Annotated in this window: 14 protein-coding genes; 10 read left to right on the plus strand and 4 right to left on the minus strand. The window is 73.3% G+C overall.

Annotated elements, in window-relative coordinates:
- Nucleotide 1 precedes the first annotated feature (1 nt).
- From treZ to glgX, 3 genes are read right to left on the minus strand one after another with little or no spacing between them, the layout of a single operon-like run.
- Nucleotides 2-1,735, minus strand: coding sequence for a malto-oligosyltrehalose trehalohydrolase (gene treZ / locus DQE82_RS22655; RefSeq protein WP_113973757.1), 1,734 nt, complete (start codon nucleotides 1,733-1,735; stop codon nucleotides 2-4).
- Nucleotides 1,732-4,032, minus strand: a complete 2,301-nt coding sequence (gene treY / locus DQE82_RS22660) for a malto-oligosyltrehalose synthase (protein ID WP_113973759.1) — start codon at nucleotides 4,030-4,032, stop codon at nucleotides 1,732-1,734. The genes treZ and treY overlap by 4 nt, the downstream gene beginning before the upstream one ends.
- Before the next feature lie 3 nt (nucleotides 4,033-4,035).
- Entirely contained in the window at nucleotides 4,036-6,156 is a 2,121-nt protein-coding gene (gene glgX / locus DQE82_RS22665) for a glycogen debranching protein GlgX (protein WP_064446146.1), read from the minus strand.
- Between the two features lie 543 nt (nucleotides 6,157-6,699).
- On the opposite strand from glgX, the gene DQE82_RS22670 reads away from it, so the two are divergent.
- From DQE82_RS22670 to DQE82_RS22715, 10 genes are all read left to right on the plus strand, one after another.
- Nucleotides 6,700-6,918 carry a hypothetical protein gene (locus tag DQE82_RS22670; protein ID WP_113973761.1) on the plus strand — a complete coding sequence of 73 codons (219 nt, stop codon included), beginning with the start codon at nucleotides 6,700-6,702 and terminating at the stop codon, nucleotides 6,916-6,918.
- Nucleotides 6,919-7,012: 94 nt separating this feature from the next.
- Nucleotides 7,013-8,365 (plus strand): glycosyltransferase family 2 protein, encoded by a 1,353-nt coding sequence (locus DQE82_RS22675; RefSeq protein WP_113973763.1) that lies wholly within the window; start codon nucleotides 7,013-7,015, stop codon nucleotides 8,363-8,365.
- An 18-nt stretch (nucleotides 8,366-8,383) separates the two neighbouring features.
- Nucleotides 8,384-9,391, plus strand: a complete 1,008-nt coding sequence (locus tag DQE82_RS22680) for an ATP-binding cassette domain-containing protein (RefSeq protein ID WP_113973765.1) — start codon at nucleotides 8,384-8,386, stop codon at nucleotides 9,389-9,391.
- Complete coding sequence (locus DQE82_RS22685; RefSeq protein WP_069089834.1) at nucleotides 9,388-10,182, plus strand: ABC-2 family transporter protein; 795 nt, start codon at nucleotides 9,388-9,390, stop codon at nucleotides 10,180-10,182. The genes DQE82_RS22680 and DQE82_RS22685 overlap by 4 nt, the downstream gene beginning before the upstream one ends.
- A 7-nt stretch (nucleotides 10,183-10,189) precedes the next feature.
- A complete protein-coding gene (locus tag DQE82_RS22690) occupies nucleotides 10,190-10,978 on the plus strand; it encodes an ABC transporter permease (protein ID WP_223201086.1) in 789 nt (262 codons plus the stop codon).
- A gap of 1 nt (nucleotide 10,979) precedes the next feature.
- A complete protein-coding gene (locus DQE82_RS30680) occupies nucleotides 10,980-12,563 on the plus strand; it encodes a hypothetical protein (protein WP_158559998.1) in 1,584 nt (527 codons plus the stop codon).
- The gene (locus DQE82_RS22700; protein ID WP_064446149.1) at nucleotides 12,556-13,437 is read left to right on the plus strand and encodes a TauD/TfdA family dioxygenase; all 882 of its coding nucleotides are present in this window, start codon (nucleotides 12,556-12,558) and stop codon (nucleotides 13,435-13,437) included. Before DQE82_RS30680 ends, DQE82_RS22700 begins: the two co-directional genes overlap by 8 nt.
- Nucleotides 13,434-15,338 (plus strand): hypothetical protein, encoded by a 1,905-nt coding sequence (locus DQE82_RS22705; protein WP_113973767.1) that lies wholly within the window; start codon nucleotides 13,434-13,436, stop codon nucleotides 15,336-15,338. Before DQE82_RS22700 ends, DQE82_RS22705 begins: the two co-directional genes overlap by 4 nt.
- Nucleotides 15,335-17,284, plus strand: coding sequence for a TOMM precursor leader peptide-binding protein (locus tag DQE82_RS22710; protein WP_113973769.1), 1,950 nt, complete (start codon nucleotides 15,335-15,337; stop codon nucleotides 17,282-17,284). The genes DQE82_RS22705 and DQE82_RS22710 overlap by 4 nt, the downstream gene beginning before the upstream one ends.
- 268 nt (nucleotides 17,285-17,552) lie before the next feature.
- Entirely contained in the window at nucleotides 17,553-18,950 is a 1,398-nt protein-coding gene (locus DQE82_RS22715) for a glycosyltransferase family 4 protein (RefSeq protein WP_113973770.1), read from the plus strand.
- A 179-nt stretch (nucleotides 18,951-19,129) separates the two neighbouring features.
- Here the strand turns inward: DQE82_RS22715 and DQE82_RS22720 are convergent, their stop codons facing one another.
- Nucleotides 19,130-20,413 (minus strand): citrate synthase, encoded by a 1,284-nt coding sequence (locus DQE82_RS22720; protein ID WP_113973772.1) that lies wholly within the window; start codon nucleotides 20,411-20,413, stop codon nucleotides 19,130-19,132.
- Nucleotides 20,414-20,584: the final 171 nt, after the last annotated feature.

A 20,584-nucleotide genomic window follows, 5' to 3' on the forward strand; every position in this document is an offset into this window, starting at 1 on the left:
GTCAGAGCGCCGCGATCGCGGCCGACTCCGGCGGCAGCTCGATCCCGTCGCGCATCACCGTGACGCCCTCGGACGTGGCGAGCAGCACCCGGCGTACCACCCCGGGCAGGTTGATCCGCTGCGCCCGGCCGGCCAGGTTCGCCACCACGAGCGTGTCGCCGCGCCGCATCACCAGGAACCGGTCGCCGTGGCGGACGTCGACCCGGTCCAGCCGGGGGTCGGACAGGTCGGCCCGGGAGCGGCGCAGCGCGATCAGCCGCCGGTAGAGGTCGTACGTCTCGCGGTGCTCGGGCTTGTCCAGCTCGGCCCAGTCCAGCCGGGACCGCAGGAACGTCTGCGGGTCCTGCGGGTCCGGCACGTCGTCGGTGGCCCAGCCGTGGTCGGCGAACTCGCGTCTGCGGCCGGTGGCGACCGCCGTCGCGAGTTCCGGCTCGGGGTGGCTGGTGAAGAACTGCCACGGCGTGGCGGCCGCCCACTCCTCCCCCATGAACAGCATCGGCGTGAACGGCGCGGTCATCAGCAGCGTCGCGCCGACGCGCAGCAGCCCGGGCGACAGCGTGGCGGAGATCCGGTCGCCGGTGGCCCGGTTGCCGATCTGGTCGTGGTTCTGCAGGTACGCCACGAAGCGGTGGCCGGGGGTGCGCTGCCTGTCGACCGGGCGGCCGTGGCTGCGGCCGCGGAAGCTGGACCAGGTGCCGGCGTGGAAGAACCCGCCGGTCAGCACGTCGGTGAGGCACTCCAGCGAGCCGAAGTCGCCGTAGTAGCCCTGCCGTTCGCCGGTGAGCAGCGTGTGCAGCGCGTGGTGGGCGTCGTCGTTCCACTGGGCGTGCAGGCCGTACCCGCCCGCCTCGCGCGGCGTGATCAGGCGCGGGTCGTTGAGGTCGCTCTCGGCGATCAGCGACAGCGGCCGCCCGAGGTGCGTGGACAGCGCCTCCACCTCGGCGGCGACCTCCTCCAGCCAATGCACGGCCCGGCCGTCCGGCATGGCGTGCACGGCGTCCAGCCGCAGCCCGTCGACGTGGTAGTCGCGCAGCCAGCCCAGCACGCTGTCGGCGATGTAGCGGCGTACCCCGTCGGAGTGCGGGCCGTCCAGGTTGACGGTGCGGCCCCAGGTGTTGCTCTGCTCGGTGAGGTACGGCGCGAACCGCGGCGCGTAGGCCCCGGAGGGCCCGAAATGGTTGTAGACGACGTCGAGGATCACCCCCAGGCCCTTGGCGTGGGCGGCGTCGACGAACCGTTTCAGGCCGTCCGGGCCGCCGTACGGCTCGTGCGGCGCGAACCAGCAGACGCCGTCGTAGCCCCAGTTGTGCTCGCCGTTGAACGCGTTCACCGGCAGCAGCTCGACCATGTCCACGCCGAGGTCGACGAGGTGGTCGAGCCTGGCGATCGCCCCGTCGAACGTGCCTTCCGGGGTGAACGTGCCGATGTGCAGCTCGTACAGCACGCTGCCGGGCAGTTGCCGGCCGGTCCAGGCGGCGTCGGTCCAGGCGAACGCGGCGTGGTCGTAGAGCCGGCTGGGCCCGTGCACCCCGGCCGGCTGCCAGGCCGAGCGGGGGTCGGGCAGCGCCTGGGCGTCGTCGTCGAGCAGGAACGCGTAGTCGGTGCCGGGCCCGGCGCCGGGGACCTCGACCCGCCACCAGCCGTCCGGCGCCTGACGCATCGCGTGATCGGCGACGCCGGGCAGGCGCAGCCGCACCCGGGCGGCCTCGGGCGCCCACACCGTGAACTCGGTCATGCGGCGGCCTCCACAGAGTCGGTGGGTGCGAGGAGGGCGACGGGGTAGGTGCTCAGCAGATCATGAAGGAGCAGCTCAGAACCACTGTAGACCCGTCCGGTGAACAAGTCGGTGCACTCGTGAACGGGAAGTGACAGCGCCGTGTCCCGCCAGCCGCCGGAGCGGGCCAGCCGCAGCGGCAGCCGGGTCGCCACCGCGACCGCCCCGCCCCGGTCGAAGGCCACCGCGTGCGCGGCGGCCGGGCCGCGCGCGGGCACCGGCCGGTAGCCGCCGAACAGGTCCGGGCGGTCGCGGCGCAGCCGCAGCGTCCGGGACACCACGAGCAGCTTGGCCGCGCCGTCGGCGGCCACCGCGGGCCGCCAGCCGGCGTCGAGCCGGGCCAGCAGGTCCCGGCGTACGGCGAAGTCGACCGGCCGCCTGTTGTCCGGGTCGACGAGCGAGTTCTCCCACAGCTCGGTGCCCTGGTAGACGTCGGGCACACCGGGCATGGCGAGCTGGACCAGCTTCTGCCCGAGCGCGTTCGACCAGCCGGGCGGCGTGATCTCGGCGGCGAACGCGGTGATCTGGGCGTGCAGCTCCGGGTCGTCGTACATCCGGTCGACCAGGGCGTGCAGCTCGTGCTCGAAGCCCGGGTCCGGGTCGGCCCAGCTGGTGGTGACGGACGCCTCCCGGGCGGCCTTCTCGGCGTACCCGTGCAGTCGTTCCCGTTCGATCGGCCACGCCCCGACGGCGGTCTGCCAGAGCAGGTGGGCCAGCGCGGGGTCGGCCAGCGGCGCGCGCGACATCCAGTCGGCGACCCGTTCGGCCCAGCGGCCGGGCAGCTCGGACAGCACCGCGAGCCGGGCGCGGACGTCCTCGCCGCGCTTGGTGTCGTGGGTGGACAGCGCGGTCATGCTCGCCGGCCAGCGCACGTGCCGGGCGGCGGCGAAGCGGTGCAGCTCGGCCGCTGGCACACCGAAGTGGGCCGGGCTGCCGCCGACCTCGTTGAGCGCGACGAACCGGCTCCACCTGTAGTACGCGGTGTCCTCCACGCCCTTGGCCATCACCGCGCCGGTCAGCTGCGGGAACCGGGCGGCCAGCTCGTGGCCGGGGTCGCGCAGCCGGGCGGTGACCTGGTCGAGCACGCCGGTCAGGTCGGGACGGCGGCGGCCTGCCTCGCTGCGGGCGGCGGCCAGGTGCCGGGCGCCTTCGGGCGGGTATCCGCGGTAGACCGGGAAGCACGCGGCCAGCTCGGCCAGGGCGGCGCGGACCTGCTCGCCGGGCAGCTCCGGCACGAGCGCGGCCAGCCGGGTCAGCTCGGCGGCGAGCAGCCGGGTGGCGGCCTCCAGCTTGGTGGCGTGCGTCAGGTCCGCCCAGGACGTGTGCCGGCCGGTGAGCCGGCCGTCGAGCGCGGTGAAGTCCGCCTCGGCGTCCGGGTCGACGAACAGCCCGGACACGGCGGCCAGCGCGTCGTAGCCGGTGGTGCCGTCGACCGGCCAGTCCGGCAGGTCCTCGCCGTACTCCAGGATCTTCTCCACCACGAGCCAGCTCTGCGGCGCGGCGGCGCGCAACCGGGCCAGGTAGCCGGCCGGGTCGCGCAGCCCGTCCGGGTGGTCGACGCGGATGCCGTCGACCTCCCCGGCGTCGACCCAGCGCAGGATCTCCGCGTGGGTGGCGTCGAACACCTCCGGGTCCTCCACCCGCAGGCCGGCCAGGTCGGACACGGCGAAGAACCGGCGGTACGTCAGCTCGGCGTCGCCGCGCCGCCAGTTCACCAGCTCGTAGTGCTGCCGGTCGTGCACCTGCCGGGGCGTGCCGTCGCCGGTGCCGTCGGCCACCGGGAACCGGTGCTCGTGGTAGCGCAGCTCCCCGTCGACGAGCTTCAGGTCGTCGAGCGCGTCGGCGCTGTCGGCGAGCACCGGCAGCAGCAGCCGCCCCCGGTCCCAGTCGATGTCGAACCAGCGCGCGTACGCCGAGTCGCGTCCGGACCGCAGCACGTCCCACCAGGCCGGGTTGGCCTCGGGCCGGGCGACGCCGGCGTGGTTGGGCACGATGTCCACGACCAGGCCCAGCCGGGCCGCGCGCAGCGCCCGGACCAGCCGGGCCCGGGCGGGCTCGCCGCCGAGCTGCGGGTTGACCGCGCGGTGGTCCACCACGTCGTAGCCGTGCGTGGAGCCGGGCGTGGCGGTGAGCAGGGGCGCGGTGTAGAGGTGGGTGACGCCGAGCGCGGCGAGGTAGCCCGCCAGCTCGGCCGTGGCGTCCAGGTCGAAGCCGGGACGCACCTGGACCCGGTAGGTCGAGCGGGGGGTGTCGGGCATGGGTCAGGCCGTCCTCTCCAGGACCAGCAGCGAGCGGTCCGGCACGCAGACCGTGCCGCCCGCCTCGACCAGTGTCGTCTTCTCCGGGTCGGGTTCCGCGGTGCTGATCACCAACTCCCACCGGCTGCCGAACTCCTCGCCGGGAAGCGTGAAGTCCAGCGGCGCGTCGTGCGCGTTGAACAGCAGCAGGAACGAGTCGTCCCGGTGGCGCTGGCCGTACTGGCCGCGTTCCCCGATGCCGTCGCCGTTGACGAACAGGGCCACCGAGCGGCCGAAGTCGTTGCCCCAGTCCTCGCCGGTCATCTCCCGGCCGTCCGGGGTGTACCAGGCCAGGTCCGGCAGTCCGGAGCCGGCGGCCCGGCCGCCCACCGGCAGGCCGGTGAAGAACCGGCGGCGGCGGAACACCTGGTGCCGGTTGCGGAAGTCGGTGAGCCGGCGGACGAAGTCCAGCAGCTCGTCGTCGGCCCGGTCCCAGTCGACCCAGGCGATCTCGCTGTCCTGGCAGTAGGCGTTGTTGTTGCCGCGCTGGGTGCGGCCCAGCTCGTCGCCGTGGCCGAGCATCGGCACGCCCTGGGACAGCATCAGCGTGGCCAGGAAGTTGCGCCGCTGCCGGGCCCGCAGCGCGCGTACGCCCGGGTCGTCGGTCTCGCCCTCGACGCCGCAGTTCCAGGACCGGTTGTGGCTCTCCCCGTCCCGGTTGTCCTCGCCGTTCGCCTCGTTGTGCTTGTCGTTGTAGGAGACCAGGTCGGCCAGCGTGAACCCGTCGTGGCAGGTGACGAAGTTGATGCTGTGGAACGGGCGGCGGCCGTCGTCCTGGTAGAGGTCGGCGGAGCCGGAGATGCGGGAGGCGAACTCGGCGAGCGTGGCCGGCTCGCCGCGCCAGAAGTCGCGTACGGTGTCGCGGTACTTGCCGTTCCACTCGGTCCACTGCGGCGGGAAGTTGCCGACCTGGTAGCCGCCGGGGCCGACGTCCCACGGCTCGGCGATGAGCTTCACCCGGCCGACCACCGGGTCCTGCTGCACCACCTCGAAGAAGGTGGACAGGCGGTCCACCTCGTAGAACTCGCGGGCCAGCGTGGCCGCCAGGTCGAACCGGAAGCCGTCGACGTGCATCTCGGTCACCCAGTAACGCAGCGAATCCATGATCAGTTGCAGCGAGTGCGGGCTGCGGACGTTGAGGCTGTTGCCGGTGCCGGTGTAGTCGACGAAGTAGCGCCGGTCGTCCTCGGAGAGCCGGTAGTAGCTGGGCGTGTCGATGCCCTTGAAGCTCAGCGACGGCCCGAGGTGGTTGCCCTCGGCGGTGTGGTTGTAGACCACGTCGAGGATGACCTCGATGCCGGCGGCGTGCAGCGCCTTGACCATGCCCCGGAACTCCTGCACCTGCTGGCCCAGGCGGCCCAGCGCGGAGTAGCCGTGGTGCGGGGCGAAGAAGCCGATGGTGTTGTAGCCCCAGTAGTTGCGCAGCCCCAGGTCGGCCAGGCGGTGGTCGTGCACGAACTCGTGCACCGGCATCAGCTCCACCGCCGTGACGCCGAGCCGTTTGAAGTGCTCGATCATCACCGGTGAGGCGATCGCCGCGTACGTGCCGCGCAGCTCCTCCGGGATGCCCGGGTGGCGCATGGTCAGCCCGCGCACGTGGGCCTCGTAGATCACCGAGTGGTGGTACGGGGTGCGCGGCGGCCGGTCGTTGCCCCAGTCGAAGTACGGGTTCACCACCACCGACTTCGGCATGTACGGCGCGGAGTCCTCGGTGTTCATCCGGTCCGGGTCGCCGCCGACCTCGTAGTCGTAGACCGACGGGTGCCACATGATCTCCCCGTCGACCGCCTTCGCGTACGGGTCGAGCAGCAGCTTGTGCGGGTTGCAGCGCAGCCCCTCGGCCGGGTTCCACGGCCCGTGCACCCGGTAGCCGTAGCGCTGGCCGGGCTCGACGCCGGGGATGTAGGCGTGCCAGACGTACGCGTCGACCTCGCGCAGCTCCACCCGGCGCTCGGTGCCGATGTCCCACTCGTCGAACAGGCAGAGCTCGATCTTCTCCGCCACCTCGGAGAAGATCGCGAAGTTGGTGCCCATCCCGTCGTAGGTGGCGCCGAGGGGGTAGCTCTCGCCCGGCCAGACCTGCATGTCGCTCCTTCGGCCCATGATCGTGAGCGCAGCGGACAGGGGGCCGCCGATGCGCACGCCGGTGATGCCCAGTCGTACGCCTCGTCAATCCACCCGTTCGGACGGTAACCGAAATCCGCCCTCGTGGGGCCGGATGTCACGTTCGGGCCCGCCTGCGGCGATCGGGGCCACCCGTCCCGGCATTCCATAGCCGGGGTCGGCGAATAAGCAGGTCACTTCACAATAGAGGGTCGCCCGCATTCATTGACACCTTCCCCTGCTTTATCTTCTTGTTACATCGGCTTCACGCGATCGGAGAAGGAGGCAATTGATGCGGTGATTCATCGTTCGACCCCACCTGACCTGGGCGTCTCGAATAGTGGATCCCGGAACTACGCCGCGTCACCGCCCGGAATCTTTCCGTTCCCGACCGGTCTTCACCTGCGCGAATTGACGGTTCCGCCTCGCTTTATCTCCCTGTTACATCAGCGCGGTGCGAATCCCGCCAGGACCGGCCTACGCTTCGTTCCACTGTCCACATCGATCCGAAAAGAGGATGAATCGATGGGTGAAAGCAGGAACTTGTCGATCGACCTGTCCGACCTGGACACCACAGCGGTCTCCTGGTCGGGCGCCGGCGACGAGGCGTCGGCAGGGCTGTACGCCATGCCGACGGGCGGCGGGATCACGCTGACCGACCCGTCCGCCATGGGCAAGGGCTCCTGCGGGGGCGCCGCGTGCCAGGGCCGGCCGATCCAGTGGTGCTGCGTCAACTGCCACTGATCATCGCGGAGCCGCCGGCGATCGCCGGCGGCTCCGTCCCATCGTCAGCGCGGCCGGCGGTCCGGCTCGTGGGACAAGCGGAGAGGTACGTCAGATGAGCGTTGAACCCGGTCGAGCCGTCGAGCTGAGCGTGGTGATCCCCACCCACGCGGACGCCCCCTGCCTGGAGCTCACGCTGCGGTCGCTGCGGCGTCAGACGCTGGACCCGGACCGCTTCGAGGTCATCGTCGTCCGCGACGGCGGGGACGGCAGCCAGTACTCCGGCATCGCCGACGCCGGCAAGGGGCTGCGCCTGCACTTCGTCGAACGGCCCGAGCGCGGCGGCCGGGCGGCGGCCCGCAACGAGGCCGCGCGCCGGGCGACCGCGCCGCTGCTGTTGTTCCTCGACGCCGACTCGTACGCCACGCCGGACCTGCTGCGCCGCCACCTCGACCACCACCGCGACCCGTCCGCGCCGGCGGTGCTGATGGGCCGGCGCGACGAGACCGGCATCGAGCACGTGCACGCGGCGCTGGCCGACCAGCCGACCATGCCCGTACCCCGGCTGCGTGGGCGCGGCGGCGGCGACATGCGGTTCGGGACCGAGGAGGGACCGTCCGGCGACGACTGGCTGATGGCCGGGTGGCTGTTCTGCTTCACCCACAACGCCTCGGTGCGCCGGGACGTGTTCGAGGCGGTCGGCGGCTTCGACGAGGGCTTCGGCCTGCGCTGGGGCCTGGAGGACATGGAGCTCTTCTACCGGGTGCACGCGCACCTCGGCGTACTCAACCGCAACTTCGCCTACGACGACCTGGCCGCCGTCTACCACCTGCCGCACCACCGCAACGTCATCCAGAACTGGAACGACTTCATGGACAACCTGGATCGGGTCGCGCTCAAGTACCCGGTCGTGGAGTGGGAGTTCGCCGGGCCGGTGGACGTGGCCCGCGCGGCCGAGCGGGTGGTGCACTACCGCCGGGCGATGGACGACTGCGTACGCCGCTCCTGGTGCCGGATCGGGCCGGCGGTGCAGCGGCTCGCCGGTCGCCTGCCCGGCGACCGGGTGCTGTGGGTCGGCACCGGCAGCGCCGAGGCCGGGCTGCCCGACGGCGCGCTGACCTACGACTACGGGGCGCCGGCCGGTCCGGCCAACTTCCACCTGGTCGGGATCAGGCCACCGGTCGCCGCGGACAGCCTGGACGCCGTGGTCAGCGTCGACTTCTGGCGGTACCTCTACTGGGAGGACCTGTGCCAGTTCGTCAACGTCGCCGGTGCCCTCGCCGACGAGGTGCACCTGGTCTCCACCGGCGCGGAGCTCTCGGCGCGGTTCGACCCGGACCCGGCGAGCCTGGGCTACCTCGGCCGGGTCATGGGCGCCGCGTTCGAGACCACCCTGACCGAGGTCGACGGCCTCGGCACGGTGCTGCGGCTGCGCCCGCACCACCGTGCCGCCGTCGCGGCCGGCTGACCGGGAACGACACCGCCGATGCCAGTGATCGAGGCCAGTGGCCTGACCAAGCGCTTCCGGATCGCCGACAAGCAGCCGGGCCTGCGCGGCTCGCTGCGCCATCTCGTACGGCCACGGCACGTCGAGCACGTGGCGGTGGACGGCGTCGACCTGTCGATCTCCTCCGGCGAGGCGGTCGCGTACGTCGGGCCCAACGGCGCCGGGAAGTCGACGACGGTCAAGCTGCTCACCGGCATCCTGCACCCCACCGCCGGGCGGGTACGCGTCTGCGGCCTCGACCCGCACCGCGACCGGCACGCCAACGCCCGCAACATCGGCGTGCTGTTCGGCCAGCGCAGCCAGCTCTGGTGGGACCTGCAGGTCCGCGACTCCCTCGCGCTGCTGCGCGACATCCACCGCATCCCCCGGGCCCGGTACGCGGCACGCCTGGAGGAGTTCGACGCGCTGCTCGGGCTCGGCCGGCTGCTGCCGGTGGTCGCCCGGCAGCTCTCGCTCGGCCAGCGGATGCGCGCCGACCTGGCCGCCGCGCTGCTGCACGCACCGCCCGTGGTGTTCCTCGACGAGCCGACCATCGGGCTGGACATCGTCGCCCGGCAGGCCGTCCGGGACTTCCTGCGGGCCCAGCGCGCGAGCGGGACCACGGTGCTGATGACCACGCACGACATCGGTGACATCGAGCAGGTCTGCCGCCGGCTCGTGATCATCGACGGGGGCCGGATCATCTTCGACGGCTCGATCGACGCCGTCCGCCGGCTGGTCGCCGACCAGCGGACCGTGCACCTGACGCTCGGCGCCGACTGGCACGGCGACCTCGACGCCGACCTGCCGGGCGTCCGGCTGGTCCACGACGGGTCGGCACGGCAGATCGCCGTCACGTTCGACCACGGCGCGTACGGCGCGGGCGAGATCGTCTCGGTGGTCGCCCGTCAGGCGCCGGTGGTGGACATCCGGATCGACGAGCCGTCCATCGAGGACGTGGTGCGCCGGGCGTACGCCGGCGAGCTGAGCCCGTCGGTGCCGGCATGAGGGCGTACCTGACGCTGGCGCGGATGTCCTGGTCGACGCTGCTGATCTACCGGGGCGAGTTCCTCCTCCAGCTCACCGGGGTCGTGGTGCAGACAGTGGCGCTGTTCGCGGTCTGGCAGGCGGTCTTCGCCGGCGCGGCCGGCGGCGAGGTGGGCGGGTTGTCCTGGGAGCAGATGAAGGGCTACCTGGTGGTGGCGTTCCTGACCGGGGCGCTGCTGTCGAGCTTCACCGACGCGCAGATCGCCGGCCCGGTGCTGCACGGCACCGTGGCGCTCGACCTGGTCCGGCCGATCGACTACCAGCTCTCGCGTTTCGCGCTGTCACTCGGATACGTCGTCGGTGAGGTGCTGACGGTGGCGGTGATGGCGGCGACGCTGGTGTCGGCGTTCGGCGGCGCCGCGCTGCCCGCCGCCGGGCAGGCCGGGCTGTTCCTGCTCAGCCTGCTGGCGGTGGTGCCGCTGAAGTTCGGCCTGGTCTACCTCGTCGGGCTGCTGTGCTTCTGGACCGGCAACTTCCACGGGCTGAGCCTGTCCCGGGTGGCGGTCACCAACATCCTCTCCGGGGCGCTGGTGCCGATCGCGTTGTTCCCCGGCTGGCTCCAGGTCGTCTGCCAGCTCTCCCCGTTCCCCGGCATCGTCTCCACCCCGGCGCTGATCTACCTGGGGCAGGTACGGGGCGCCGAGGCGGTGACGCTGATCGGCGTACAACTGCTCTGGGTTCTGGTGTTGTGGGGCGCGGCCCGGCTGCTGTGGTCCGCGGGCGTGCGGCGGCTGACCGCGCACGGCGGGTGACCGGCCGATGATGCACGAGGCACGGATCTACCGCCGGCTGCTCGGCGCGCATCTGCGGGCGGTGCTCGAGTACCGCGCCGACGCGCTCCTGACCATCGGGGCGACCGTGCTCGGTCAGCTCGCCGGGCTGGTCTTCGTGGTGATGGTGTTCCGGCAGGTGACCGCGCTCGGCGGGTGGACCCGCTGGGAGGTGCTGTACGTCTGCGCCATGGTGATGCTCGCCGAGGGCGTCGGCTCCCTGCTGTTCGAGGGGACCTGGCATCTCGGCGGCCTGGTCAACCTCGGCCTGCTGGACTACCTGCTGGTCCGGCCCTACCCGGTGGTGCTCCAGGTCACCGGCAACGCGGTCGGGTTCAACGGCCTCGGCAACGTCGGGTTCGGCGCGGCGCTGCTCGGCGCCGCGGCCGTCCACCTCGACCTGGCCTGGACGCCGCTGACGGTGCTCTGGGCGGTGGTGCTGCTCGCCAGCGGAGTCCTGGTCAAGCTGGCGGTCAACCTGGCCACCAACGCTGTCGTCTTCTGGCTGCTGAGCCCGTCCAGCTCGCTCGCGGCGAGCGTGCACACCCTGGGCGACCTGGCCCGCTATCCGCTGACCCTGTACGGCACCGGCCTGCGCTCGCTGCTGACGCTCGTACCCGTCGCGTTCGTCGGCTACTTCCCGACGGCCGCGCTGCTGGACAAGGGCGCCTCGACCACGGCGGGCGCGCTCACCCCGGTCGTCGCGGCGGCCTGCGCGGCCGGGGCGTGGGCGGTCTTCCGGGCCGGGTTGCGCCGGTACGAGAGCGCGGGCAGCTGAGATGGCAGCCACGCGGGCCGGCGTCACCGGCCGGTACCTGGCGGCGGTGCGGGACGACACCGGGCAGCCGACGGCGTACCTGCCGCCGTGCGGCAAGCGGTACCCGGGCGCGACCCGCCGGCCGCTGCGGTGGCCCGGCCCGGGGTCCGTGCCGCTCGGCGACGGCTGCCTCGACCGGCTCAGCGCGATGCTGCTCGGGTACGCGCCACGCCGGGCGGAGACGATCACACTGGCCGGGCTGTCCGCGTTGACCGGCGCCCCGTCGGACACGCGCACGCCGTCGCGGCTGCTGCCCGGCTGGCACACGCTGCGCCGGTCGGTGCCCTCCGGCGGGGCGTTCCACCCCAACGAGATCTACCTCGCCTGGGCCGGCTCCCCCGACCTCGCGGCCGGCGTCTACCACTACGACCCGCCGCACCACTGCCTGGAACTGCTGCGCCCGGGCAGCCCGGCCGCCCGGCTCGACCGGCTCCTCGGGGTCGCGGCGGCGCCCCGGCACGCGCTGCTGCTGACCCACCGGCCGTGGAAGAACACCAGCAAGTACGGGGCGTTCGGCTACCGGCTGGGCATCGTCGACTCCGGTGTCCTGCTGGCCCAGCTGCTCACGTCGCCGGTGGACGCGACACCGCGCCTGGACCTCGATCCGGCGCTCGCCGGTGAGCTGCTCGGACTCGACGCCGAAATGGAGGCCACCTACGCGGCGATCGAGTTCCCCGCGTACGCGGACGTCCCCGGGACACCGCTTGCGTCCGGCGGGCCGCCCCCGGCGACCGGGCTGGACCACGACCGGCTCGGCCACGAGGCCGCCCACCCGAGCGCGGTGGCGCTGCACCGGGCAAGGTACGACCGGCACGCCGACGCCGAGCCGCCCTCGGCCGACCGTCTTCCGGCCGACGGCGTCCCGGCCCGGCGCCTCCCGGCGGACCGCCTTCCGGTGGGTCCGGCGGCGGGCCGGGCGCTGGACCTGCCGCCGGCCCGGCCGCTCGACCTGGTCGCGGCCGCCGCCCGCCGCGCCTCCGCCGCGAACCTCGGCCCGGGGCTGACCGCCGGGCAGGTCGCCGACATCCTGGCCTGCGCCGCCGGCCGGGCCGGTTCGCCGGCCCTGGCGGCGCTGGCCCGGCAGCCGCTGTACCCGGAGATCTGGTGCCTCGCCCGGGCCGTCGACGGCATCCCGGCGGACGCGTACCGCTACCAGCCGCACCACCACCGGCTGGTGCCGACCGGGCCGCCGGGAGCGGCCGACGACGCGGCGGCGTACCCGCACCGGGTCGACCGCCGGATGGTCACCCGCGGCGCGACCCTCTACCTGGTGCACGCCGGGAGCCGGCCCGCCGACGAGCTCTCCCCGGCCTCGTTCCACCGGCTGCACCTGCTCGCCGGTGTGGCCCTTCACCTGGCCGGGCTCGCCGCCACCGCGACCGGCGCGGCGAGCCGGGCGCTGGGCGGCCTCACCGCCGACGCGGTCGCCGCCCGGCTCGGCCTGCCGGACGGGGCGTCCCCGCTGACACAACTGCTGGTCGGCACGCCCGCGCCGCGTCCCGGGGTGCTGGCGGCCCATCTCACCGAAGGGAACCCTCATGGCTGAACAGGACGTTCCGGCGCTCGTCGGCACCCCCACGCCGGACGCGGTGCTCGCGGCGGTCGCCGAGCACGGCGCGGTGCTGCTGCGCGGCGGGTGGCGGCACGAGGACTACGTCGCGCTCGGCGACGCGCTGATGACCGCGTCGCCGTACCAGGGCGGGTTCCACGACGAGCGGGACGTGATCGGCGGTGACCCGACGACGACCACAGTCACCCGGGGAACGCAGGGCATGCCGCTGCACCGGGAGGCGTCGTACGCGCCCGGCGCCCCGGACCTGCTCATGTTCCGGTGCGAGCGGCCCGCCGCCGACGGCGGGGCCACGACGCTGTGCGACGGTCTCGCGCTGCTGGCCGCCCTGCCCGCCACGGTCCGCGCCGCCTGCGAGGAACTGACGCTGCGCTGGGAGAGCGAGCTGCCCACACCGGTGTGGCAGCGGATGTGCGGCACGACCGACCCGGAGGCGGCGGAACGGATGCTGCGGCAGTGGGAGCCGTACCTGCGGCCGTGGGAGTCGATCCACATCGACGTGGACGAGGACGCGATGACTGTCGGCTTCGGCACCCGGTGCACGCCACCGACCCTCTTCGAAGGTGTGCCGGCGTTCTGCAACTCGCTGTTCATCAGCCGCCCGCAGCCCGGCGAGTACCACGACCGGCGGCTGCGGGTGCGCTCCGGTACCGGCGCGCCGGTGCCCGAGGACCTCGTGGCCACCGCCGCGGACGTCGCCGCGCGGCTGACGGTGGCGGTGCCGTGGCGGTCCGGTGACGTGCTGGTCGTGGACAACTCCCGGTACCTGCACGGCCGGCAGGCGTTCACCGACGCCGGACGCGCGGTCGCGGTGCGGATGGGACACCTGCGGAAGGAGACGGCCGCGTGAGGGTCAAGCTCCGCGACGACCTGATGTACGTGCCGGTCGACGACGGCGTGTACCTGGAGACGGGACTCGCCGGCACGCACCTGGCGGGCGCGTCGGCGTACGGCCTCGTGCAGCGGCTCGCCCCGCATCTGGACGGCACCCGCACGGTGGAGGCCCTGACCGCGGGTCTGCCCCCGGCGCAGCGGCAGCTCGTCACCGACCTGGTCCGGATGCTGGTGCGGCGGGGCATCGCCCGCGACCTCGACAGCGAGCCGCCACACACGTTGCGGGACTGGGAACTCGACACCTACCGGGACTCGATCGCGTTCGCCGAGCACGTCACCGACGCGCCGCTGAGCCGCTTCGAGGCGTTCCGCGACGGACGGGTGCTGCTCGTCGGCGCCGGCGCCGGCATGCTCGCGCTCGTCCAGACGCTGTTCGAACTCGGGCTGCGTACGGCCTCGCTGGTCGAGACCACCGAGACCGGCACCGAACGCGACGGCTTCCGGCGGATCGTGCAGCGGCGTCGAGCCGAGGATCCGACGACCGGGCTGACGCTGCTGGACGCGGCCGCCGCCCTCGACACCGACGAGGGGCTCGCCGGCCTGCTGACGGGGTACGACGCGGTGCTGCACTGCGCCGCGCGTCCGATGGCCGGGCGGGCGACGCGGCTGAACCGGGCGGCCCGGGCGATCGGGGTGCCGGTCCTGCACGCGGTGCCCGGCGGCGCGGAGGCGTGGATCGGCCCGACCGGCGGCGGCGTCACCGGCGGCTGCTGGGAGTGCGGCCTGCTCAGCCGGCAGGGCGCCGGGCTCCCCCCGGGTGACGCCGACGAGCCCGACACGACGTCCGAGTGGCTGTCGGCGCCGGTCTGCGGCCTGATCGGCGCGGCGCTCGGGTTCGCGTACCTGCGCCACCGGGTGGGAGCGGAGACCACCGCCACGAACCGGATGACCCGCGTGGACCTGGAAACCGCTGTGACCAGCGAGCATCTGCTCGACGTGCACCCCCGCTGCCGCTCCTGCCGGCCCCCGGCCCCGTACGCCGATCTCGCCGCGCACGTCGACGCGATGGCCGCCCGCACGCCGGTGGGCGTCGAGGAGTTCGTCGCCCGGATGCCGTTCCTGGTCGACGCGCGGCTGGGCCCGCTGCTGGCCATCGACACCGGCACCCACTCGCAGATCTCGGTCAGCTGCGTCGAGGCGACGGTCGTGGACCTGGCCGGCGGCGCACCGCGGCTGCTCACCGCCGTCGGCGCAAGCCGGGAGCAGGCGCTGCTGCGCGCCGCCACGGCGGCACTGGAGACGCTCGCGGCCCGGGCCTGCGCCGGCGACGCCGCCACGGTGTGGTGGGACACCGCGCGTGGCGCTGTCGTCGACGTACAGCCGGACGGCGTGGTGATCGCCGGCGGTCACACCTGGGCGGAGGCGCGCGGCCGGGCGATCCTGAAACTGCGACGCGCGGCCGCGACCCCACCCGAGGTCGCCGACGGTGGGCCGCCCGGCGGCTGGCTCGACCGGGCGCGGTGGCCGGAGCCGACCCGCGTCATGGCACACGAGCTGGCCCTCCTCGGCCACGAGCCGCGGGCCTGGCACGACGGATCGAGCACCCCGACCGTGTTCGTCGCCGTCGGCGGCGGATGGGTCGCCCGCAGCTGCGCCACCGACACGGACACCGCCCTGGCGAACGCGATGCAGGCGGCGGTCGCCGTCCTGACCGGACGCCGCCCGGACGGCGCCGAGATCGGGCCGGACGTGGGCGGCCACGACTGGGACACGGCGCTGCCGCCGCTGCTGCGCGAGCTGGCACGGGACGGACGGTCACTGCTGGTGCGGCCCGCCGACTCGCTGCCCGGGGCGCAGCGGGTGATGCCGTTCATGATCAGGGCGGCGTGGTCGCCACGAGCGGGGAGCAGCGAATGACCGACGTCACGACCACACCGGCCGTCCCCGCCCCGTCCGATGTGGCGCCGCGTCCCGGCCTGCGGATCCTCGGCGTCGGCGCCCTGCGCCGGGCGGTGGAACAGGCGCTGGGCGCCGCCCCGGTCACCGACGTCGACGTCTTCGTCGTCGACGGGCCACCGGAGGACGTCGAGGTGGCCGCCCGGGCTGCCGCCGACGCCGGCCGGTCCTTCCTGCCGGTGTACACCACGCCGCGCGGCGTACGGATCGGACCGTTCGTCACACCCGGCCGGCCGGGCTGCCACCACTGCCTCCAGGTGCGGCAACGCCGGGCGCGGACCACCGGGACACCGCACCGGTCCGCGCTGTGGCAGGGGCTCTACGACGGCACCGTGCAGCCCGCCCGGCCCGTCCTCGGCCCGCCGGTACGCGCCGCGGTCGCCGCGCTCGTGGCCGACGAGCTGAGCCGGGTCGCGCAGGGCGGCGACGGCCGGTGCGCGGAAGGGGTGCTGGAGGTCGCCACGGCCTCGATGGCCGTCAAGCGGCACCGGTTCGTCCCCGAACCCGGCTGCCCGGTGTGCGGCCCGTTGCCGGACGACGGCCCGGGCGCCGGCACCTTCACGCTGACGTCCCGGCCGAAGCGGGCACCGGACGACTACCGGGCCCGCAGCCTTCCCGACGAGCACCTAGCCCTGCTGGCGGCGCTGCACGACGAGGAGACCGGGCTGCTGTCGTCGATCACCGTCCACCACAACCATCCGATGGTTCTCGCCGGCGCGATCGGTGGCCCGTTGTGCTGTGGTGAACTGGCCGGCTACGGCCGGACCTTCACCTACCCGGCGAGCGTGGCCGTCGCCGTCGCCGAGGCGCTGGAACGGCTCGGCGGCAACGTGCCACGCGCCCGCCGTACCGTCACCCGCGCCTCGTTCCGCGAGCTCGGACCGCGGCGGGCCGTCGAGCCGACGGAGTTCGGGCTGCCGCCCGCGCCGCCCGACGACCACGCGGTCGCGTACGACCCGGACCGGCCCGTGGAATGGGTGTACGCCTACTCGTTCCGGCGCGGCGGCCCGGTGCTGGTGCCGGAGACCTTCGCCTACTACGGCTCGCACGGCACGGGTTTCGGTCCGGAGTGCTCAAACGGCTGCGCGCTGGGCGCGAACCTCGAAGAGGCGATCCTGCACGGCATCTTCGAGGTCGCCGAACGGGACGCCTTCCTGTCCACCTGGTACGCCCGGCTACCGGTGCCGCGCGTGGACCCGATGACCTCCACCGACCCGATGACCCGCGTGCTCGTCGACTGGATCCAGCGCACCACCGGCAGCCGCCTGGACGTCTTCGACATCACCATGCCCGAAGGCGTCCCGGCGGTCTGGCTGATGCTCGTCGACGAGGAGGTGCGGCCGGGACGTCCCCGGGCGTTCTGCGGCGCCGGGGCGCACCTGGACCCGGAGCGCGCCCTGTGGTCCGCGCTGGTGGAGCTCGCCAGCGTCGCCGAGGCCACCCGGGAGATGGTCGCCGAGGACACCACCGCCCCCGGCCTGGTCGCCGACTCCGACCTGGTCCGGACCATGGAGGACCACCTGCTGGTGGCGGCCGACCCGGACGCCTGGCCGCGCTTCGCGTTCCTGTACGAGCGCGACGAGATCCGGTCCATGGCGGAGGCGTTCCCACCGGCGGCGCGCTACCGCCCGGCCGCGGACCTGCTCGACGACCTGCGGCACGTGACCGGACGCTACCTCGACGAGGGCCTGGACGTGGTGGTCGTCGACCAGACCGCCCGCGAGCAGGAGGCCGTCGGCCTCACCAGCGTGAAGGTGCTGATCCCGGGGCTGCTGCCGATGACGTTCGGTCACCGCAACCGGCGCGTCGACCTGCCCCGGCTGCGCGAGCTGCCGGTCCGGCTCGGACACCGGGCCGAACCGCTCGCCCCGGGGGAGATCAACCCGTATCCGCACCCGTTCCCGTGACCGTCCCATGTGCGCGGAGGCGTCGGAGAGTGATGAGGATCGCTCACCGCGCGCGAGAGGATCCGGCACAGTAGGTTGGCAGGGTGACTGGACGGTTCCGGTTGCCGATCGACGTCAGCACCCTCCCGGTGGCCCGCGATCGGTATCCGGCCAGGCCGTCGTCGGCGAGCTGGTGCCGGCGCCCGGCCGGCCGTCCGGTCGCTCCTGACCACCGCTCGACGCCGCCACCGCTGCCGGCGTGCCTCACCCTGCATGGACGGAGATCGACGTGACCACTCTGCGGGTCGGCGCGCAGCCCGCCACCGCGACGGACCGGCTCCACCGGCCCACTCTCACCTCCCGCCCGGCCCCGCCGTCGCCGGCCGGGGCCGGGCCCCGGACCCGGCGCATCCTGATGCTGTCGTGGGAGTACCCGCCGGTGCTCGTCGGCGGGCTCGGCCGCCACGTCCACGCGCTGTCCGTGGCGCTGGCCGCCGCCGGGCACGAGGTCACGGTCGTCACCCGCCACGCCGAGGGCGCTCCCCTGGAGGAGTACGCCGACGGCGTCCGTGTCGTCCGCGCCGCCGAGGACCCGGTCACCTTCCCCCTGGCCACCGGGTCACTGCTGGCCTGGACGATGGCGTTCAACCACACGCTGACGCGGGCCGCGCTGCGCGCCGCCTCGTCCGGCGCCTACGACGTCATCCACGCCCACGACTGGCTCGTCGCGCACACCGCGATGACGCTGCGCGAGCACCTGGACGTGCCGCTCGTGACCACCATCCACGCCACCGAGGCGGGCCGGCACCAGGGCTGGCTGCCGGAGGAGATGAACCGCACCATCCACGGCGTCGAGCACTGGCTCGCCGGCGAGTCCGGGCGCGTGATCGTGTGCTCCGGCTACATGCGCGACGAGGTGGGCGCGCTGTTCGGCGTGGACGCCGCCCGCGTCGACGTGGTGCCCAACGGCGTCGAGCCGCACCGCTGGCGGGTGCCCGCGTCGGCCGTCGCCGCCGCCCGGACCCGGTTCGCCGCCGACGGCCCGCTGGTCACGTTCGCCGGCCGCCTGGTGTACGAGAAGGGCGTACAGCACCTGCTGGCCGGGCTGCCCCGGCTGCGCGACCGGCACCCCGGTCTGCGCGCGGTGATCGTCGGCGACGGGCCGTACCGGGCGGACCTGGAGGCCGAGGTGCACCGCCTCGGGCTGGTCGGCACCGTCAGCATGCCCGGCTTCCTCGGCGGCACCGACCTGCCCGCGGTGATGGCCGCCTCGGACTGCTTCGCGGTGCCCAGCATCTACGAGCCGTTCGGCATGGTGGCGCTGGAGGGGGCGGCGGCGGGGGCGCCGCTGGCGGTGGCCCGTACCGGTGGGCTGGCCGAGATCGTCGAGCCGGGCGTCACCGGGATGACGTTCGCCCCGCACGACGCGGACGGGCTCGTCGAGGCGGTGCACGCGCTGCTGTCGGACCGCGACCGGGCCCGCGTGCTCGCCCGGCGGGCCCGCGCCATGGTCCACGAGCGGTACGGCTGGGCGGCCATCGCGTCCCGCACGGCTGCCGCGTACGCCGCCGCGATCGCCGGCGACCCGTCGTTCACCGCCGCCCGCGCCCAGCACCGCATGACACACGGCCGGCCCACGCCGCGCGTCCCCGAGGGCAACCTCCTCACCGCCGCCGGCCTGCGGTAAAGGAAGGGCCCCCTGTTAACGCCTGCGGTAGAGGAAGGGCCCCTTCTTAACGCCCCGCACCCCCGCGCACGCGACGAAGGCCGCCGACCCTGCTCGGGTCGGCGGCCTTCGTCGTCCGCGTGTTAAAAGGGGGCCCCTCCTCTACCGGAGGCGTTAAGAAGGGGCCCTTCCTTGCACGCTCAGCGCTTGTCGGCCGGGACGTACTCCCGCTCGGTGGCGCCGGTGTAGATCTGCCGCGGGCGACCGATCTTGGTCTCCGGGTCGTTGATCATCTCGCGCCACTGCGCGATCCAGCCGGGCAGGCGGCCCAGCGCGAACAGCACCGTGAACATCTTCGTCGGGAAGCCCATGGCCTTGTAGATCAGACCGGTGTAGAAGTCCACGTTCGGGTAGAGCCGGCGGGACACGAAGAAGTCGTCGGCGAGCGCGATCTCCTCCAGCTGCACCGCGAGATCGAGCAGCGGGTCCGGCTTGGACATCCGGCCGAGCACGTCCTGGGCGGCCTTCTTCACGATGGCGGCACGCGGGTCGTAGTTCTTGTAGACCCGGTGCCCGAAGCCCATCAGCTTCACGCCGTCCTGCTTGTCCTTCACCTTCTGCACGAAGGAGCGGACGTCGCCGCCGTCGGCCTGGATCTTCTGGAGCATCTCCAGCACGGCCTGGTTGGCGCCGCCGTGCAGCGGGCCGAACAGCGCGTTCACGCCGGCCGAGACCGAGGCGAACAGGTTGGCGTTGCTGGAGCCGACCAGCCGCACGGTGGAGGTGGAGCAGTTCTGCTCGTGGTCGGCGTGCAGGATGAACAGCATGTCCAGCACCCGGGCCACCACCGGGTCGACCTCGTACGGCTCGGCCGGCACGCCGAACGTCATCCGCAGGAAGTTCTCGACGTAGCCGAGCGAGTTGTCCGGGTACAGCAGCGGCTGCCCGATCGACTTCTTGTACGCGTACGAGGCGATGGTCGGGACCTTCGCCATCAGCCGCACCGTGGACATCTCCACGTGCTCGGAGTCGAACGGGTCCAGGCTGTCCTGGTAGAAGGTGGAGATGGCGCTGACGGCCGAGGAGAGCACGGCCATCGGGTGCGCGTCACGGGGGAAGCCGTCGAAGAACCGGCGCATCTCCTCGTGCAGCAGCGAGTGCCGCCGGATCCGCTCGCTGAACTCGGTGAGCTGCGCCTGGGTCGGCAGCTCGCCGTAGATCAGCAGGTAGGAGACCTCCAGGAAGGAGGACTTCTCGGCCAACTGGTCGATCGGGTAACCCCGGTACCGCAGGATGCCGGCATCACCGTCGATGTAGGTGATGGCGGACGAGCAGGACGCGGTGTTCACGAAACCGGGGTCGTACGTGGTCATCCCGGTTTCCTTGAGCAGCTTGCTCACCCCGATCCCGGCGGGGCCCTCAACCGCGGACTGCACCGGCATCGACAGCTGCCCACCGGGGTGGTCGAGCTTGACTTCCGTCATCTGTTCCTCGCTTCGCCGGCAAGATCTTCGTTGAATTGCCTTCGCTTCTACCGTAATCACGGCGCGGAGAACACCGCTCGTCATGGTTTCGGGGTGAGGTGTGCGTCACCTGTTTCCCGGCCAGGCGGTCCGGAAACCGGTTGGGAGCGCGACCATGGGTGCCGGCCGGGG

The organism is Micromonospora sp. LHW51205 (assembly GCF_003315815.1).
GTDB classification, from domain to species: domain Bacteria; phylum Actinomycetota; class Actinomycetes; order Mycobacteriales; family Micromonosporaceae; genus Micromonospora; species Micromonospora chalcea.

Excerpts from the sequence above, each read along its gene's own strand:
- treZ (WP_113973757.1), bottom strand. The coding sequence starts at position 1,735 with ATGACCGAGTTCACGGTGTGGGCGCCCGAGGCCGCCCGGGTGCGGCTG.
- DQE82_RS22690 (WP_223201086.1), top strand. The coding sequence starts at position 10,190 with ATGATGCACGAGGCACGGATCTACCGCCGGCTGCTCGGCGCGCATCTG.
- DQE82_RS22685 (WP_069089834.1), top strand. The coding sequence starts at position 9,388 with ATGAGGGCGTACCTGACGCTGGCGCGGATGTCCTGGTCGACGCTGCTG.
- DQE82_RS22675 (WP_113973763.1), top strand. The coding sequence starts at position 7,013 with ATGAGCGTTGAACCCGGTCGAGCCGTCGAGCTGAGCGTGGTGATCCCC.
- DQE82_RS22710 (WP_113973769.1), top strand. The coding sequence starts at position 15,335 with ATGACCGACGTCACGACCACACCGGCCGTCCCCGCCCCGTCCGATGTG.
- glgX (WP_064446146.1), bottom strand. The coding sequence starts at position 6,156 with ATGCAGGTCTGGCCGGGCGAGAGCTACCCCCTCGGCGCCACCTACGAC.
- DQE82_RS22700 (WP_064446149.1), top strand. The coding sequence starts at position 12,556 with ATGGCTGAACAGGACGTTCCGGCGCTCGTCGGCACCCCCACGCCGGAC.
- DQE82_RS22670 (WP_113973761.1), top strand. The coding sequence starts at position 6,700 with ATGGGTGAAAGCAGGAACTTGTCGATCGACCTGTCCGACCTGGACACC.
- treY (WP_113973759.1), bottom strand. The coding sequence starts at position 4,032 with ATGCCCGACACCCCCCGCTCGACCTACCGGGTCCAGGTGCGTCCCGGC.
- DQE82_RS30680 (WP_158559998.1), top strand. The coding sequence starts at position 10,980 with ATGGCAGCCACGCGGGCCGGCGTCACCGGCCGGTACCTGGCGGCGGTG.
- DQE82_RS22720 (WP_113973772.1), bottom strand. The coding sequence starts at position 20,413 with ATGACGGAAGTCAAGCTCGACCACCCCGGTGGGCAGCTGTCGATGCCG.
- DQE82_RS22680 (WP_113973765.1), top strand. The coding sequence starts at position 8,384 with ATGCCAGTGATCGAGGCCAGTGGCCTGACCAAGCGCTTCCGGATCGCC.